This window comes from Micromonospora sp. AP08 (assembly GCF_008085935.1).
Taxonomy (GTDB): domain Bacteria; phylum Actinomycetota; class Actinomycetes; order Mycobacteriales; family Micromonosporaceae; genus Micromonospora; species Micromonospora chersina.
Genome location: NZ_VSEZ01000002.1, coordinates 591,936 through 607,032 on the forward strand (window position 1 = coordinate 591,936; position 15,097 = coordinate 607,032).

The following is a 15,097-nucleotide window of genomic DNA, read 5'->3' on the forward strand; positions in this document are numbered from 1 at the left end:
CGCCTGACGTCAGGGCCAGGTGTGAGTGGAGTCACTGTAGCGAGGTGGACTCATTGCGGCAAGGTTTCGATCACGTGATGAAAGAACACGACTTTGTTACGACAGATGCAGTCAGCGGGAGGAGCCGGGTCCGGCTTTCGGCTTTCGTCCCTTTCGGAGCCACCTCCGCCGGCAACGACGAAACGGCCGCCGACCGCGGGTGGGCGGTCGACGGCCGGAGCGTCGTGCGCTGGTCAGGGAGGCGGTGGAGTGCCGGAGGCGTCCGGCGAGGCGGTCAGCGGTGGGGCGCGGGCGCGGTGGAGCCGCGGACTACGAGCTCGGGCTCGAACAGCAGCTCGTCGTGCAGCACGCCGGCCCCCTCGATCTGGGTGACCAGCAGGTCCACCGCGGCCTGGCCCATCGTCTCGATCGGCTGCCGAACGGTGGTCAACGGCGGGTCGGTGCAGGTCATGAACGCGGAGTCGTCGAAGCCGACCACCGAGACGTCGGTCGGCACGGCGCGGCCGAGGCGCCGCGCGGCCCGGATGGTGCCCAGTGCCAGCACGTCGCTGGCGCAGATGATGCCGGTGACGCCCCGCTCGACCAGCTTGGTCGCCGCGACCCGCGCCCCCTCCATGGAGAAGCTGGACCGCTCGACGTACCCGGTGTCGTCGGTCCAGCCCGCGACCTGGATCATGGCGTCCCGCTTGCGCCGGGACGGGACGTGCCCCTCCGGGCCGAGCACCATGCCGATCCGCTCGTGCCCGAGCGAGCGCAGGTGCCCGTACGCCTGCTCGACCGCCACCGCGTCGTCGGTGGAGACGCGGGGGAAGCCCAGCTCGTCGACGCCCGCGTTGACCAGCACCACGGGCAGGCCCCGGTCCGTGAGCCGGCGGTAGTGCTCGTGGGTGGCGTCGGCCAGGGCGTACGACCCGCCCGCGAAGATCACGCCGGAGACCTGGTGGTCGAGGAGCATCTCGACGTAGTCCGACTCGGACACCCCGCCGATGGTGCGGGCGCAGAGCGCGGGGGTGAAGCCCCGCTGCGCGAGGGAGCCGGTCACCACCTCGGCGAGCGCCGGGAAGATCGGGTTCTGCAGCTCCGGCAGGACCAGGCCGACGAGCCGGGCCCGCTCGCCGCGGAGCTTGGTCGGGCGCTCGTAGCCGAGCACGTCGAGCGCGGTCAGCACCGCGGTCCGGGTCGACTCGGACACGCCGCCCCGCCCGTTGAGCACCCGGCTCACGGTCGCCTCGCTGACGCCCGCCTTGCGGGCCACCTCCGTCAACCGTTTCGTCACGGCGGCAATCGTACGTCGTGTTCTTGCAAGAAATGAACAAGGCCCTGCTGGCCGGCGGTCCGGCGCGGTCGCCCGGCCGTCCCGGCGTGCGCGGCCGGTGGCCGATCTGGGTCACGCAAGATTCAAACAAGCAGGCGCTTGAATATCGACAAACCCCAGGAATAACATGAGGCACCTTTCCGGCCGGCGCGCCCTTCCTCCGCGCCGACGCGACCACCGTCTCCCCCGTCCCCCGGTGAAAGTGGGTAGTCCGATGCAGCGGAGCGTGGAAGGCGCGGCGGGCCCGCGCCCGGCCGTGCCGATCGCCAGGATCCTCGCCGCGGCGGCCACCGCCGCCGCGCTGGTCGTACCGGCCGGGAGCGCCGCCCTCGCGGCCGGTCCCGCCGGCCCGGCCCCCGTGGTCACCCGGGCCGGGCTCGACCCGGCGCTGGTCGCCGGCCGGGGCGCCACCGTGGACTTCGTCGAGCAGGAGGCCGAGCACGCCCGGACCACCGGCACCGTCATCGGCCCGGACCGGGCCGCCTACACCCTCGCGGGCGAGGCGTCCGGGCGGCGGGCGGTCCGCCTCTCCCCCGGCCAGTACGTCGAGTTCACCCTCCCGAAGGCGGCCAACGCGCTCACCGTCCGGTACAGCATCCCCGACGCGCCCGGCGGCGGCGGGATCACCGCGCCGCTGCGGGTCACCGTCGGGCGCGGCCCGGCCCGCACCATGACCCTCACCTCGCAGTACGCCTGGCTCTACAACCAGTACCCGTTCACCAACGACCCCGAGGCCGACCTGCTCCACCCCGACTGGTGGATCACCGAGTGCTCCTGCGTGCCGGCCGCCACCACGCCCCCGCCCGCCATCACCAAGCCGTTCCGGCCGCACCACTTCTACGACGAGCAGCGGCTGCTGCTGGGCCGCACCCACCGGGCCGGAGAGGTGGTCCGGCTGACCGCGCCGACCGGCACAGCCGCGGCGTGGACCGTGATCGACCTGCTGGACTCCCACCTGGTGGCCCCGCCCCGGGTGCTGCCGCACGCCGTGAACGTCCTGGCCTTCGGCGCCGACCCGACGGGCCGGCGGGAGTCCGCCGACGCCTTCGACCGCGCCGTCGCGTACGCCCGCCGGGTGGACCGCACGCTCTACCTGCCGCCGGGCACGTACCAGGTGAACCGGCACATCGTCGTGGACGACGTGACCATCGCGGGCGCCGGTAGCTGGTACACCGTCGTCAAGGGCCGCGAGGTGGCCCTGGACACCCCGGCCCCCGACGGCTCGGTGCACACCGGCGTCGGCTTCTACGGCCGCGACGCCGCCGACGGCGGCAGCAGCGACGTCCACCTCTCCGGCTTCGCCGTCGAGGGCGACGTGCGCGAGCGCATCGACACCGACCAGGTCAACGCCATCGGCGGGGCGCTCAACCATTCCACGGTGGACGGGCTCTACCTGCACCACACCAAGGTCGGCCTGTGGTTCGACGGCCCGATGACCGACCTGCGGGTCACCGACACGGTCGTCGCCGACCAGATCGCCGACGGGCTCAACTTCCACACCGGCGTCACCCACTCCTCCATCTCGAACAGCTTCATCCGCAACACCGGCGACGACGCGCTCGCCATGTGGTCGGAGGCGACCGCCAACGCGCACAACACCTTCGACCACAACACCGTGCAGTCCCCGGTCCTGGCCAACGGCATCGCCCTCTACGGCGGCGCCGACCTCACCGTCTCCCACAACCTGATCGCCGACCCGGTCCGCGAGGGCAGCGCCATCCAGGTCGGCTCCCGGTTCGGCGCCGAACCGTTCACCGGCCACCTCCGGATCACCGGCAACACCACGGTCCGGGCCGGCACGTACGACCTGAACTGGAACATCGGTCTCGGCGCCATCTGGTTCTACGCGCTGGACCGCAGCATCGACGCCGACATCCAGGTGGTCGGCGACAGCTACCTCGACAACACCTACAACGCGATCATGCTGGTCAGCGACTGGCCGGTGAAGGACGCGGTGTCCATCAGCGACGTACACTTCCGGGACATCCGGGTCGACGGTACCGGCACCTCGGTGGTGAGCGCCCGGACCGCCGGCTCGGCGTCCTTCGCCGACGTGGACGCGCGCAACGTCGGCGCGGTCGGCGTGAACAACTGCGGGTCGTTCCACTTCACCCCGGCCGGGTCGGAGTTCGGCCTCGCCGACCTCGGCGGCAACGACGGCTGGCTCGCCCCCTGGCTGCTGCCGAACACCATCACCTGCGACGACCGCCCGCCCGTGGTGCCCCCGCCGCCCCCGTCACCGTGGTGACCTGATCCGTTCCGGCCCGGCGGGCGACCTGCCCGCCGGGCCGCTTGGTGGGTCAGTTGGTCAGCCAGCGGTGGATGCAGGTGAGCAGGTCCTCCGCGTCGACCGGCTTCGTGACGTAGTCGCTGGCGCCGGAGGAGAGGCTCTTCTCCCGGTCCCCGCGCATCGCCTTCGCGGTCACCGCGATGATCGGCAGGTCCGCGTAGCGGGGCATGGCGCGGATCGCGGCGGTGGCCGCGTACCCGTCCATCTCCGGCATCATGACGTCCATCAGCACCAGGTCGATGTCGTCGTGCCGCATCAGCGTCTCCACGCCCTTACGGCCGTTCTCCGCGTAGACCACGTCCATGCCGTGCAGTTCGAGGATGTTGGTGAGGGCGAAGACGTTGCGGGCGTCGTCGTCCACCACCAGCACCTTGCGGCCGGACAGCTCGCGGGCGACCGGGTCGCCGACCGGGCTGCGGTCGGTGGTCGGCGTCGCGAACGACGGCACCCGCTCCGGGGTGTCCGCGGTCAGGTGCAGCACGATGCGCTCACGCAGCTCGTCCAGGCTGCCGAGGATCTCCAGCGGGCGGTCCGCGGCCAGCCCCTGGAGCAGGGCGTCCTGCCCGCCCGCGAGCGGCTGACCGTGGTACGCCAGCACCGGCAGGCCGCGCAGGCCGGGGTGCTCGTGCAGCGCCCTGAGCAGGGCCGTGCCGTGCTCGTCGGCCGGGTCGAGCTGCACCACGAGCAGGTGGTGGCGGTGCCGGGCGAGCGTGTCGACCGCCTCGTCGACGTCCCCCGCGGTGGACACCTCGACCGGGCCGCCGGTCTCCGCGGCCACGCCACGGGCCAGCAGGGTGAGCAGGCCCTTCTCGTGCGCCTCCAGCACCAGCACCCGGCGCTGCTGCCGTTCCACCCACCGCTGGGCCTCCGACTCGACCGGAGTCGCGGTCGCGGTGCCCGGTACGGCCACGCCGGCGTCGGGCAGCGGCGCGGTGGCCGTGGCGGGCAGGTAGAGGGTGAACGTGCTGCCCTGGCCGAGGACGCTCTCCGCGGTGATCTGCCCGCCGAGCAGCCGGGCGATCTCCCGGCTGATGGACAGGCCCAGGCCGGTGCCCCCGTACCGCCGGCTGGTGGTGCCGTCGGCCTGCTGGAACGCGTCGAAGATGGCGGTCAGGTGCTGCTCGGCGATGCCGATGCCGGTGTCGACGACCCGGAACGCGATGACCGCGTCGGCCGTCGGCATCTCGGCCGGCACCTCGTCCGGGCGGGCCCGCTCGATGCGCAGCTGCACCCGGCCCTTCTCGGTGAACTTGACGGCGTTGGAGACCAGGTTGCGCAGCACCTGCCGCAGCCGCTGCTCGTCGGTGTGCAGCCGGGCCGGCACGTCCGGGCCGGTGACCAGGTCCAGCTCCAGCCCGCGCGGGGTGGTGAGCGGACGGAACGTGGCGTCGACGTAGTCGCGCAGCGTGGACAGCTCGAACGTCTCCGGGTTGATGTCCATCTTGCCGGCCTCGACCTTGGACAGGTCGAGGATGTCGTTGATGAGCTGGAGCAGGTCCGCGCCGGCCGAGTGGATCACGGTGGCGTACTCGACCTGCTTCGGGGTGAGGTTGCGGTTGGGGTTCTGGGCCAGCAGCTGGGCGAGGATGAGCAGCGAGTTCAGCGGCGTACGCAGCTCGTGGCTCATGTTGGCCAGGAACTCCGACTTGTACTTCGAGGCGAGCGCGAGCTGCTGGGCACGGGTCTCCAGCTCCTGGCGGGCCTGCTCGATCTCGGAGTTCTTCGTCTCGATGTCGTGGTTCTGCCGGGCCAGCAGGGCGGCCTTCTCCTCCAGCTCGGCGTTGGAGCTCTGGAGTTCCTCCGAGCGGGCCTGCAGTTCCTCCGAGCGGGCCTGGAGTTCGGCGGCCAGCCGCTGCGACTCGGTCAGCAGCACGTCGGTGCGGGCGTTGGCCACGATGGTGTTGACGTTGACGCCGATGGTCTCGGTGAGCTGGTCGAGGAAGTCGCGCTGGACCTCGGTGAACCGGCCCATGCCGGCCAGCTCGATGACGCCGAGGACCTGGTCCTCGAAGAGGATCGGCAGCACCACGAGGTGCAGCGGCACGGCCGCGCCCAGGCTCGACGAGACGGTGACGTAGTCGGCCGGCACGGCGTCCACCACGATGGCCCGCTTGCTCAGCGCGGCCTGCCCGACCAGGGAGTCGCCCAGGGCGTACCGGCGGCGGGTGGCGTCGTGGCCGTAGCCGCCGACCACCCGCAGGCCCGGGCCGTCGCCGCCGTCGTCGACCAGCAGGAACGTGCCGAGCTGCGCGGAGACCAGCGGGGCCAGCTCGTTCATGACCAGGCCGGCGACCACCTCCAGGTCCCGGTGGCCCTGCATGAGGCCGGAGATGCGGGCCAGGTTGGTCTTGAGCCAGTCCTGTTCCTGGTTGGTCCGGGTGGTCTCGCGCAGCGACTCCACCATGGAGTTGATGTTGTCCTTCAGCTCGGCGACCTCGCCGGAGGCGTCGACCGTGATCGAGCGGGTGAGGTCGCCGGTGGCGACCGCGCTGGTCACCTCGGCGATGGCGCGCACCTGCCGGGTCAGGTTCCCGGCCAGCTCGTTGACGTTCTCGGTGAGCCGCTTCCAGGTGCCGGAGACGCCCTCCACCTCGGCCTGGCCGCCGAGGCGGCCCTCGCTGCCGACCTCCCGGGCCACCCGGGTGACCTCGGCCGCGAAGCTGGAGAGCTGGTCGACCATGGTGTTGATGGTGGTCTTCAGCTCCAGGATCTCGCCGCGGGCGTCCACGTCGATCTTCTTGGTCAGGTCGCCCTGCGCCACGGCGGTGGTCACCTGGGCGATGTTGCGGACCTGGCCGGTGAGGTTGTTCGCCATCGAGTTGACGTTGTCGGTCAGGTCCTTCCAGGTGCCCGCCACGTTCGGCACCCGGGCCTGACCGCCCAGCTGCCCCTCGGTGCCGACCTCGCGGGCCACCCGGGTCACCTCGTCGGCGAACGCGCTGAGCGTGCCCACCATCGTGTTGATGGTCTGGGCGAGCACGGCGACCTCGCCCTTGGCCTCGACGGTGATCTGCCGGCTCAGGTCGCCCTGGGCGACCGCGGTGGCGACGAGCGCGATCGACCGCACCTGGTTGGTCAGGTTGTTGGCCATCTCGTTGACGTTGTCGGTCAGGTCCTTCCAGGTGCCCGCCACGTTGGAGACCCGGGCCTGACCGCCGAGGCGGCCCTCGGTGCCGACCTCGCGGGCCACCCGGGTCACCTCGTCGGCGAACGCCGAGAGCTGGTCGACCATCGTGTTGATGGTCTCCTTCAGGGCGAGGATCTCGCCCCGGGCGTCCACCCGGATCTTCTGCGTGAGGTCGCCCTTGGCGACCGCCGTGGTGACCTCGGCGATGCTGCGAACCTGGGCGGTGAGGTTGTCCGCCATGACGTTCACCGACTCGGTGAGGTCCTTCCAGGTGCCCGACACGCCCTTGACGTCGGCCTGGCCGCCGAGGCGGCCCTCGGTGCCGACCTCCCGGGCCACCCGGGTCACCTCGTCGGCGAACGAGGAGAGCTGGTCCACCATCGTGTTGATGGTGTTCTTCAGCTCCAGGATCTCGCCGTGCGCGGTGACGGTGATCTTCTGGGACAGGTCGCCCCGGGCCACCGCGGTGGCGACCTGGGCGATGCTGCGCACCTGGTCGGTGAGGTTGACGGCCATCGAGTTCACCGAGTCGGTGAGGTCACGCCAGGTGCCGGCCACGCCGCTGACCTGGGCCTGACCGCCGAGCCGGCCGTCGGTGCCGACCTCCCGGGCCACCCGGGTCACCTCGTCGGCGAACGAGGAGAGCTGGTCCACCATCGTGTTGATGGTGCTCTTGAGCTCCAGGATCTCGCCCCGGGCGTCGACGGTGATCTTCTGGGACAGGTCGCCGCGGGCCACCGCCGTGGTCACCTGAGCGATGTTGCGGACCTGGCTGGTCAGGTTGCCGGCCATGAAGTTCACCGAGTCGGTCAGGTCCCGCCAGGTGCCGGCCACGCCGGGCACCTCGGCCTGGCCGCCCAGCCGGCCCTCGCTGCCGACCTCCCGCGCCACCCGGGTCACCTCGTCGGCGAACGAGGAGAGCTGGTCCACCATCGTGTTGATGGTCACCTTCAGCTCCAGGATCTCGCCGCGCACGTCAACGGTGATCTTCTGGGACAGGTCGCCCCGGGCCACCGCCGTGGCCACCTCGGCGATGTCGCGGACCTGGTCGGTCAGGTTGCCGGCCATCGCGTTCACCGAGTCGGTCAGGTCCTTCCAGGTGCCCGACACGCCCGGCACGTCGGCCTGGCCGCCGAGCTGCCCCTCGGTGCCGACCTCCCGGGCCACCCGGGTGACCTCGGAGGTGAACAGGGAGAGCTGGTCGACCATGCCGTTGAAGACGGTGGCGATCTCGCCGAGCAGCCCGTCGGCGTCCTCCGGCAGCCGGGTGCCGAAGTCGCCGTCCCGGACCGCGGTGAGACCGGCCAACAGCTGGCGGAGATCCGGATCGGCCACCGGGGCACCGGCCGCCGGAGCCGTGTCGCGTCGCCGCGGGATCGTCTGATCGACCACCACTACCGCCTCTGTCACAGCCGCGGCGGACCGCCGCGGCAACGATTGCATCCGCGCAAGTATGCACAGGTCCGCCCCGGCGCGCTGGGCGGCGGGCGGGTGGATCGAAAAGACGCACCGCCACCGAGGGGAGTCGGTGGCGGTGCGTGGGACCGGGGCGAGGCGGCAGCGCTCGCGGGAACCGGGAGGAACGGCTCGGGCGGACGTCCGCCCCGGGCTGATCAGGCCTCGGTGAGCTGGCCGCGCAGCTTGGTCAGCGCGCGGGCGAGCAGCCGGGACACGTGCATCTGGGACACCCCGACCCGGGCGGCGATCTCGCTCTGGGTCAGGTTGCCGTAGAAGCGCAGGGTGAGGATCTTCTGCTCGCGCTCGTCGAGGGTGGCGAGCGCCGGGCCCAGCGAGGCGCGCAGCTCGGCCAGCTCGTACTCGTTGTCCTCGGTGCCGAGGGTGTCGCCCAGCTCGGTGGCGCTGTCGCCGTCGCCGATCGGGGTGGAGAGCGAGACGGCGTTGTAGGCGCGGGCGCCCTCCAGGCCCTCGAGCACCTCCTCCTCGGTGACGTCGAGGTGGCTGGCGATGTCGGCGACCGTCGGGGCCCGGTTGAGGGTCTGGGTCAGCGTGCTGTTCGCCTCGGAGATGCGCAGCCGCAGCTCCTGGAGGCGGCGCGGGACCCGGATGTTCCAGGTGCGGTCGCGGAAGTGCCGCTTGATCTCGCCGAGGATGGTCGGGATGGCGAAGCCGGCGAAGTCCACGCCCCGGGAGGCGTCGAACCGGTCCACCGCCTTGATCAGGCCGAGGGCCGCCGTCTGGGCCAGGTCTCCGGCCGGCTCGCCACGGCCGCTGTAGCGGGCGGCGAGGTGGTTGGCCAGCGGCAGCCAGGCCTCGATGACCTGGTTGCGCAGCGCCGACCGCTCCGGGTGGCCCTCGGGCAGCTCGGCCAGTGCGGCGATCAGCTGGCTGGCGCGGGTCTCCTCGCCGGTCACCGCCGCGCGGTGAACCTCGCTGGTCGTCGTCGGCGCGATGGTCGTCGTGGTCATGCTGGCCTTCCTGTCCTGAGGAGAACGGGTGCCTCCCGAGCACCGGTCGTGCCAGTCACCCTAGACCAAAGGTTGCCGCTCAATCAACCGAACGGACGATGGATATTTCGCCCAGCATCGGACAAATGAGCGGTGAGCCGGGCCGCGTCCGGCCCTCAGCGGTGCACCAGCGACCGGTAGTCGGCGGCGGTGAGCGGCAACGAGGACAGGTTGCCGTCGGCCCCCGGCACCTCCAGCGGCTGCCCGTCCCGGCGGAACGCGACGCTGTCCACGTCGGGACGCTGGGTCAGCGTGCAGACGATCTGCCCGAACGCCAGGACCTCGTCGTTGCGGCCGGTCTCCTCGCCGGCCTGCCGCACGTCGACGGTCGCCACCGTGCCGGTGAGGGCGGCTCCGGCCACCGCCACCGTGCCGGGCAGCGCGGTGGCCAGCCCTCGCTCCCGCTCCGTGCCGTCCGGCCCGGCCAGCAGGTGCTGGAGGTGCTCGTCCACGCCGGGCAGGTCGTCGACCCGGCGGGTGACCGCCGCCAGGCCGTGCTCGCCGTCCTGACCGCGGGACGCCCGCCGGCCGGGAAGGAACCGCCGCCCCGACCCGGCGCGCGACGGAGGGAGGGATCGTGACGGTCGTACCGGCGGAGCACCTGATGATGCTGATCTGCGACGGCTGCGGTGACAGCGTCACCGGCGCCGGTTGCACCCTGCCGGACGCCGAGGTGGTCTGGACGCTGGTGTTCGAGAACGACTGGGTCGGCCCGCCGTTCGCCTCCGGGCCGCACCACTGTCCGCGGTGCAGTGTGCGGGCCGCGGTGGACGACGGCGGTCTCGGTGTCGACGACCTGGACGACGTGGGTGGGGCGCCGCCCGTCCCCGAGGTCGACCCCGTTGAACGGGTACGCCGGGCGCTGGACGAGGCCGTCACGGTCGGCGACCGGGTGCTGGTCGATCTCACCGCGGTCGAGGTGATCGACTCGGCCGGGCTCGGCCTGCTGGTCCGCGCCCACCAGGAGAGCCGGCAGGACGGCCGGCGGCTCTGCCTGGTGGCGCCGTCCCGGTTCGTGCTCACCGTGCTGCACACCATGCGGCTGGACGGGGTCTTCCCGGTCTTCGACAGCCGCACCCGGGCGATGAGCGGGGCGGCCGGCCCCCGCCCGGCCTGAGCCGCCCGACCGGGAATCGTGAACGAGCAGAAGGAGCCCGACACATGGTGATGCCCTGGCCGTACCCCGACTTCCCGTTCGCCGGGGACGGGCCGGCGCCCGACGGTGAGGACGTGCGGCTGGCCGCCCTGGTGGCGCAGCGGTTGAGCGTCGACTGGACCACCCGGCGGCAGCAGATCACCGTCACGGTGCAGAACCGGGTGGTGATCCTGGCCGGGCTGGTGGCCGACGCGCAGACCCGCCGGGCGGCCGGCGAGCTGGCGTGGGACGTGTCCGGCGTGTTCGACGTGTGCAACGCGCTGCGGCTGCACCCGGGGCAGCGCCGCGGCCGCTGAGCGGTCCCCGGGCGGGCCGCCGTCGGTCAGTCCCCGATGAGGCCGGCGCGGCGCCAGAGCAGCCGCCCCGGCCCGGCGACCAGCCCCAGGTCGGTCAGGTGCTCGGCGATGCGCTGGGCGGACCAGCGCAGGGTGGCCCGCCAGTGCGGGTTGGCCCGGGCCGCGGCCACCCCCGCCGCCGGCGGGATGCCGACCGCCGCGTACGCCCGCGGATTCACCAGGCGGCGGGTGATCGAGTACGCGGCCCGCCCGATCACCACCCGCGCGTAGGCCAGCCCGACGGGACCGGCGGCCTCGACCTGACGGGCCAGCTCGTCCCGGGCGAACCGCACGTGCCGGGCCTCCTCGACCACGTGGATCCGGGACACCATCCGGATCAGCGGTTGGATCGACTCGTCGGCCATGGCCTCCCGCTGGAACGCGTCGAGGATCTCCTCGGCGATGAGGATGGCCGCGTACATCCGCGGGCCGGTGGCGGTGGCCTTGAGCCAGCGCCCGAGCAGGTGGTCGAACGGGTCCGCCCGGTAGACCGGGCAGCCCATGGCCTCGATGAGCCGACCGAACATGATGGAGTGCCGGCACTCGTCCGCGACCTCGGTGAGCGCGTACTGGGCGTGCCGGCTGGTCGGGTCGGCGTCGTAGTAGTGCCGGATGAGCATCTGCATGAGGATCGTCTCGAACCACAGCCCGGCGCTCGCCGCGCTGGCCACCTCGTGCTTGGTCAGCTCGACCCGCTGCTCCTCGCTCAGCCCCGTCCACAGTGATGTGCCGTAGAGGCTGCTGCGCTCCGGCGGCATCCAGTACGCCCCGGGAACGTGGGGCGCCGACCAGTCGATGTCCACGACGGGGTCGTAGCTGGTGCGCACCGAGGCGGCGAGCAGGCGGGTGGCCACGGCCTCGCGCGGGAATCCGGTCGGCGTCCCCTCCATGACCCCTCCATGTTGACGTAACTTCCAGTAACTGTTACGAGTGGTAGCATGCGACGCACCTCCACCGATGTCAATGCCTCGAACTCCCCGCCGGAGCCGCCCGCACCCCGGCGCACGGGCCGGCGGGACCGCTGGGCGGACCACCGCGAACAGCGGCGGCAGGAGCTGATCGGGGCCGCCGTGCAGGCGCTGCTGCGGCACGGGCCGACGGTCGACATGGACCAGGTGGCCGCCACGGCCGGGGTCAGCAAGCCGGTGCTCTACCGCTACTTCGCCGACAAGGCGCAGCTCTGGCTGGCCGTCAGCGAGGTGGTCGCGGCCCGGGTCGTCGACACCATCGCCCCCGCCGTGGAACAGGTTCGCGAGGAACGGGCGCTGGTCGAGGCCACCATCGACGCCTACCTGAGCGTCATCGAGTCCGAGCCGACGCTCTACCGGTTCCTGCTGCACGAGGCGGGGCATCCCGGGATCCAGCAGGTGGTGGCCGGCACCAGCCGGCAGGTGGCCACCGGGCTGGCCCGGGTGATCGGTGACCGGCTGCGCGCGCTCGGCCTCGACGCCGGTCCCGCCGAACCGTGGGCGTACGGCCTCGTCGGGTTCGTGCAGGCGGTCGGCGACTGGTGGACCACTCACGGCCAGCCGATCCGCCGGGCCGCGCTCACCGACTATCTGACCACCCTGCTGTGGAGCGGCATCGAAGGCGTCCGGCGCGGCGCCGACCTGCCCCACGAACTGACCCGCGCGCACGAACGGATCGAACGGTGAGCTGGCAGGGCACGGCGGAGATCGCGGGCGCCACGGTCCGGCTGCACGCCGGCGGCCGCTGGGAGCCGGTCGACGGGCGCTACCACTGGGCCGGGCGGATCGAGCCGGAGCCCCGGATGCTGCGCCTGCTCCGCTCCGGCCGGCGCGACGTCGAGGTCCGGGTCGGCGAGCGCGTCGTCCGGGGCCGGCTCGCCGAGGCCGACCCGTGGGGCGGGGTACGCATCACCGGCGTCGGCGAACCGCCCTGGCCGCCCGACGCGGACGAGGACTGACCCCCGGCCGGGCCGACGGCGGGGGCCGGTCGCCGGCCGGCGTACCGTGGGTCGGGTGACGCCCACCGCCACCGTGCTGCTGGTGTTCGGGCGCGGGGTGCTCGCGGGGGACGACGGCTACCGGCTCACCGCGGAGAGCGCCGCCCGGACCCGGGCCGCCATCGGGTACGTCCGCGCGCACGCCACCGAGTTCCGGCGGGCCGCCGGGGCGCGGGTGGTGTTCACCGGCGGCTGGCCGCACGGCCCGGCCGGGGCGGCGGGCCCGCCGGCCGGGTCCCGGGAGGGCGAACTCATGCTGGCCCTGGCCCGCGCCGCCGGCCTCGACGGGTACGCCCGGCTGCACGCGGAGACCCGGTCCCGCACCACCCTCCAGAACCTCGCGCACACCGTCCAGGACGGACTGCTCGCCGGTCAGGTCTACACCCCGGCCCGGCCGCTCGGGCTGGTCTCCCACCCGTGGCACCTGCCCCGGATCCGGTTCCTCGCCGGCAAGGTGCTCGGGCTCACCGGCGCCGCGCTGCTGGACGTGCCGGTGGCCGGCCCCGACCCGGTGCCCGCCCGGCGCGAGCGGGCCGCCCGGGCGGCCAGCCGGCTGTGCTACCTCGGCCTGCGCACCCCGGAGGCGCTGCTGCGGCGGGAGCGCGACCTGGCCCGGTCGGCGGAACGCGTCGCCGCGCTGTTCCGCCGCGGACCGGGTGGATTCGCCGGCCGGCCGCACGGGTAAGGACGGACGACGTCGATCGGCCCCGGTGAGCGGGGCCGGCGGGCGACGGGTCACCCCCGGGAGGTTCCGTGATCGTGCTGGTGCCGGTGTACCGACCCGGGGACCGCCTGCCGCGGCTCGTCGACGACCTCACCGCCGCGCTGCCCGCGGCGCACGTGCTGATCGTCGACGACGGCAGCGGCCCGACCGCCGCCGGGGTGCTCGCGGCGGCCCGCGACCGCGGGGCCACCGTGCTGCGGCGCCGGATCAACCGGGGCAAGGGGGTGGTGCTGAAGACCGGCTTCCGGTACGCCGCGCTCCACCACCCAAGGCACGACGTGGTGTGCGTGGACGCCGACGGCCAGCACCTGATCCCGGACGTCGTCCGGGTCGCCGACCGGATGCGCGACACCGGCGCGCTGACGCTGGGCGTCCGCCGGTTCGACGGCGAGGTGCCGCTGCGCAGCCGGTTCGGCAACGTGCTGACCCGGGCCGCGTTCCGCCTCGCCACCGGCCGCCGCGTCCGGGACACCCAGACCGGGCTGCGGGCGTACCCGGCCGGGCTGCTCGACTGGCTCCGGACCGTGCCGGGCGAGCGGTTCGAGTACGAGATGAACGTGCTGCTGCACGCGTCCCGGGCCGGACGGCCGATCGAGCAGGTCCCCATCGTCACCCACTACCAGGGCGCCTCGTCGCACTTCGCCTCGCTGACCGACTCGGCGCGGATCTACGCGCCGCTGGTCCGGTTCGCCGCCGCCCGGCTGCTCGCGCCAGGGCGTGACGCCGGCGACCCCGCGCCGGGCGAGGTCACGTCGTCGCGTCCCAGACCTGCGACTCGAACTCCCTGAGCTGCCCCCGGATCTCCTCGGGGTACGCCGTCCGGAAGGGGTGCCGGTCGGCGGGAATCACCCGGACCAGCTCCTCGACCATCTCCCCCGGGTCGCGCTGGTGCTCCAGGTAGTCGTCGAAGTCGGGCCGGTCCAGCAGGGCGGTCGAGGAGTCCCACCACTGGAACATCGCCTCGACCCCGGTGTCGTTGTACCCGGTCCGGTAGGGGCCCGGGTTGACGACGGCGACCCGCACGCCGCGCGGCTCCAACTCGCCCTTCATGGCCCAGGCGAGGGCCTCGATGGCGTGCTTGGTGGCGGCGTAGACGCCGACCCACGGCCGGGTCCGGATGCCGACCGCGGAGGACATCCAGACGACCTTGCCGGCGCCCCGCTCCAGCATCGGCGGCACCAGGCCCTGCACGAGGCGCAGGTGCCCGAAGACGTTCACCTCGAAGGAGCGGCGGACCCGGTTCATCGGGATCTCCACCACAGCCCCCGCCTCCTGGACGCCCGCGTTGAGCACCAGGACGTCCACCCGGTGCCGCCGGGCGTACGCGCGGTCGGCCGGGTCGGTGACGTCGAGCTTGATCGCGTCGAGGCTCACGCCGGCCCGCTCGGCCTCGGCGCGCAGCTCGCGTACCTGGGGCCAGATCTCGGCGCCGGCGACGACGTGGTGGCCGGCGCGGGCCAGCCCGAGCGCGGCGCCCCGCCCGAGCCCGCTGCCGGCCCCGGTGATCAGGATGTCGGCCACCCGGTCAGCCCTGCCGGGCCTTCTGCCGGGGATCGGCCTTGTTGAGCACGAAGACCTTGCCCCGGCGGCGTACCACGATCGAGTTGGCCTTGCGCTTCAGCGCGCGCAGGGAGCTCCGGACCTTCATCCCGCACCTCCGTTTCCGGTGGTTCGCCCGTTCGGGGTCGCGTACCCGCCGGGGCCGGGGTCATGCGCGGG

Annotated in this window: 13 protein-coding genes and 1 pseudogene; 7 read left to right on the plus strand and 7 right to left on the minus strand. The window is 73.1% G+C overall.

All coding sequences use genetic code 11. The features are described from left to right. Nucleotides 1-274 precede the first annotated feature (274 nt). Nucleotides 275-1,276 (minus strand): LacI family DNA-binding transcriptional regulator, encoded by a 1,002-nt coding sequence (locus FXF50_RS05935; RefSeq protein ID WP_370464081.1) that lies wholly within the window; start codon nucleotides 1,274-1,276, stop codon nucleotides 275-277. A gap of 253 nt (nucleotides 1,277-1,529) precedes the next feature. On the opposite strand from FXF50_RS05935, the gene FXF50_RS05940 reads away from it, so the two are divergent. Further along, on the plus strand, nucleotides 1,530-3,563 hold the full coding sequence (locus FXF50_RS05940) for a glycosyl hydrolase family 28-related protein (RefSeq protein ID WP_148426181.1): 2,034 nt from the start codon (nucleotides 1,530-1,532) through the stop codon (nucleotides 3,561-3,563). Between the two features lie 52 nt (nucleotides 3,564-3,615). Here the strand turns inward: FXF50_RS05940 and FXF50_RS05945 are convergent, their stop codons facing one another. From FXF50_RS05945 to FXF50_RS05955, 3 genes and pseudogenes are all read right to left on the minus strand, one after another. Next, a complete protein-coding gene (locus FXF50_RS05945) occupies nucleotides 3,616-8,067 on the minus strand; it encodes a HAMP domain-containing protein (protein ID WP_370464082.1) in 4,452 nt (1,483 codons plus the stop codon). A gap of 278 nt (nucleotides 8,068-8,345) precedes the next feature. Continuing rightward, complete coding sequence (locus FXF50_RS05950) at nucleotides 8,346-9,158, minus strand: SigB/SigF/SigG family RNA polymerase sigma factor (protein WP_148426183.1); 813 nt, start codon at nucleotides 9,156-9,158, stop codon at nucleotides 8,346-8,348. Between the two features lie 155 nt (nucleotides 9,159-9,313). Beyond that, nucleotides 9,314-9,688: pseudogene (locus FXF50_RS05955) on the minus strand (GerMN domain-containing protein); the annotation flags it as partial. A gap of 86 nt (nucleotides 9,689-9,774) precedes the next feature. Between FXF50_RS05955 and FXF50_RS05960 the strand changes: the two are divergent. Together FXF50_RS05960 and FXF50_RS05965 are read left to right on the plus strand one after the other, a co-directional pair. Then, entirely contained in the window at nucleotides 9,775-10,314 is a 540-nt protein-coding gene (locus FXF50_RS05960) for an STAS domain-containing protein (protein ID WP_148426184.1), read from the plus strand. A 44-nt stretch (nucleotides 10,315-10,358) separates the two neighbouring features. Further along, entirely contained in the window at nucleotides 10,359-10,649 is a 291-nt protein-coding gene (locus tag FXF50_RS05965; protein WP_148426185.1) for a BON domain-containing protein, read from the plus strand. A gap of 26 nt (nucleotides 10,650-10,675) precedes the next feature. On the opposite strand, the gene FXF50_RS05970 is transcribed toward FXF50_RS05965, so the two are convergent. Next, on the minus strand, nucleotides 10,676-11,578 hold the full coding sequence (locus FXF50_RS05970; RefSeq protein WP_148426186.1) for a diiron oxygenase: 903 nt from the start codon (nucleotides 11,576-11,578) through the stop codon (nucleotides 10,676-10,678). Nucleotides 11,579-11,626: 48 nt separating this feature from the next. Here FXF50_RS05970 and FXF50_RS05975 point away from each other — a divergent pair, with 48 nt between their 5' ends. The 4 genes from FXF50_RS05975 to FXF50_RS05990 all read left to right on the plus strand — a co-directional run bounded on the left by FXF50_RS05975 (nucleotide 11,627) and on the right by FXF50_RS05990 (nucleotide 14,166). Next, the gene (locus FXF50_RS05975) at nucleotides 11,627-12,343 is read left to right on the plus strand and encodes a TetR family transcriptional regulator (protein WP_148426187.1); all 717 of its coding nucleotides are present in this window, start codon (nucleotides 11,627-11,629) and stop codon (nucleotides 12,341-12,343) included. Then, nucleotides 12,340-12,615, plus strand: coding sequence for a DUF4873 domain-containing protein (locus FXF50_RS05980; RefSeq protein ID WP_148426188.1), 276 nt, complete (start codon nucleotides 12,340-12,342; stop codon nucleotides 12,613-12,615). Before FXF50_RS05975 ends, FXF50_RS05980 begins: the two co-directional genes overlap by 4 nt. 55 nt (nucleotides 12,616-12,670) lie before the next feature. Beyond that, a complete protein-coding gene (locus FXF50_RS05985) occupies nucleotides 12,671-13,339 on the plus strand; it encodes an ElyC/SanA/YdcF family protein (protein WP_148426189.1) in 669 nt (222 codons plus the stop codon). Between the two features lie 68 nt (nucleotides 13,340-13,407). Then, a complete protein-coding gene (locus FXF50_RS05990) occupies nucleotides 13,408-14,166 on the plus strand; it encodes a glycosyltransferase family 2 protein (protein ID WP_148426190.1) in 759 nt (252 codons plus the stop codon). On the opposite strand, the gene FXF50_RS05995 is transcribed toward FXF50_RS05990, so the two are convergent. After that, the gene (locus FXF50_RS05995) at nucleotides 14,126-14,899 is read right to left on the minus strand and encodes an SDR family oxidoreductase (RefSeq protein WP_148426191.1); all 774 of its coding nucleotides are present in this window, start codon (nucleotides 14,897-14,899) and stop codon (nucleotides 14,126-14,128) included. The genes FXF50_RS05990 and FXF50_RS05995 overlap by 41 nt on opposite strands. A gap of 4 nt (nucleotides 14,900-14,903) precedes the next feature. After that, entirely contained in the window at nucleotides 14,904-15,026 is a 123-nt protein-coding gene (locus FXF50_RS06000; RefSeq protein ID WP_091265774.1) for a 50S ribosomal protein L36, read from the minus strand. Nucleotides 15,027-15,097 lie beyond the last annotated feature (71 nt).

Excerpts from the sequence above, each read along its gene's own strand:
- FXF50_RS05965 (WP_148426185.1), top strand. The coding sequence starts at position 10,359 with ATGGTGATGCCCTGGCCGTACCCCGACTTCCCGTTCGCCGGGGACGGG.
- FXF50_RS05940 (WP_148426181.1), top strand. The coding sequence starts at position 1,530 with ATGCAGCGGAGCGTGGAAGGCGCGGCGGGCCCGCGCCCGGCCGTGCCG.
- FXF50_RS05970 (WP_148426186.1), bottom strand. The coding sequence starts at position 11,578 with ATGGAGGGGACGCCGACCGGATTCCCGCGCGAGGCCGTGGCCACCCGC.
- FXF50_RS06000 (WP_091265774.1), bottom strand. The coding sequence starts at position 15,026 with ATGAAGGTCCGGAGCTCCCTGCGCGCGCTGAAGCGCAAGGCCAACTCG.
- FXF50_RS05950 (WP_148426183.1), bottom strand. The coding sequence starts at position 9,158 with ATGACCACGACGACCATCGCGCCGACGACGACCAGCGAGGTTCACCGC.
- FXF50_RS05975 (WP_148426187.1), top strand. The coding sequence starts at position 11,627 with ATGCGACGCACCTCCACCGATGTCAATGCCTCGAACTCCCCGCCGGAG.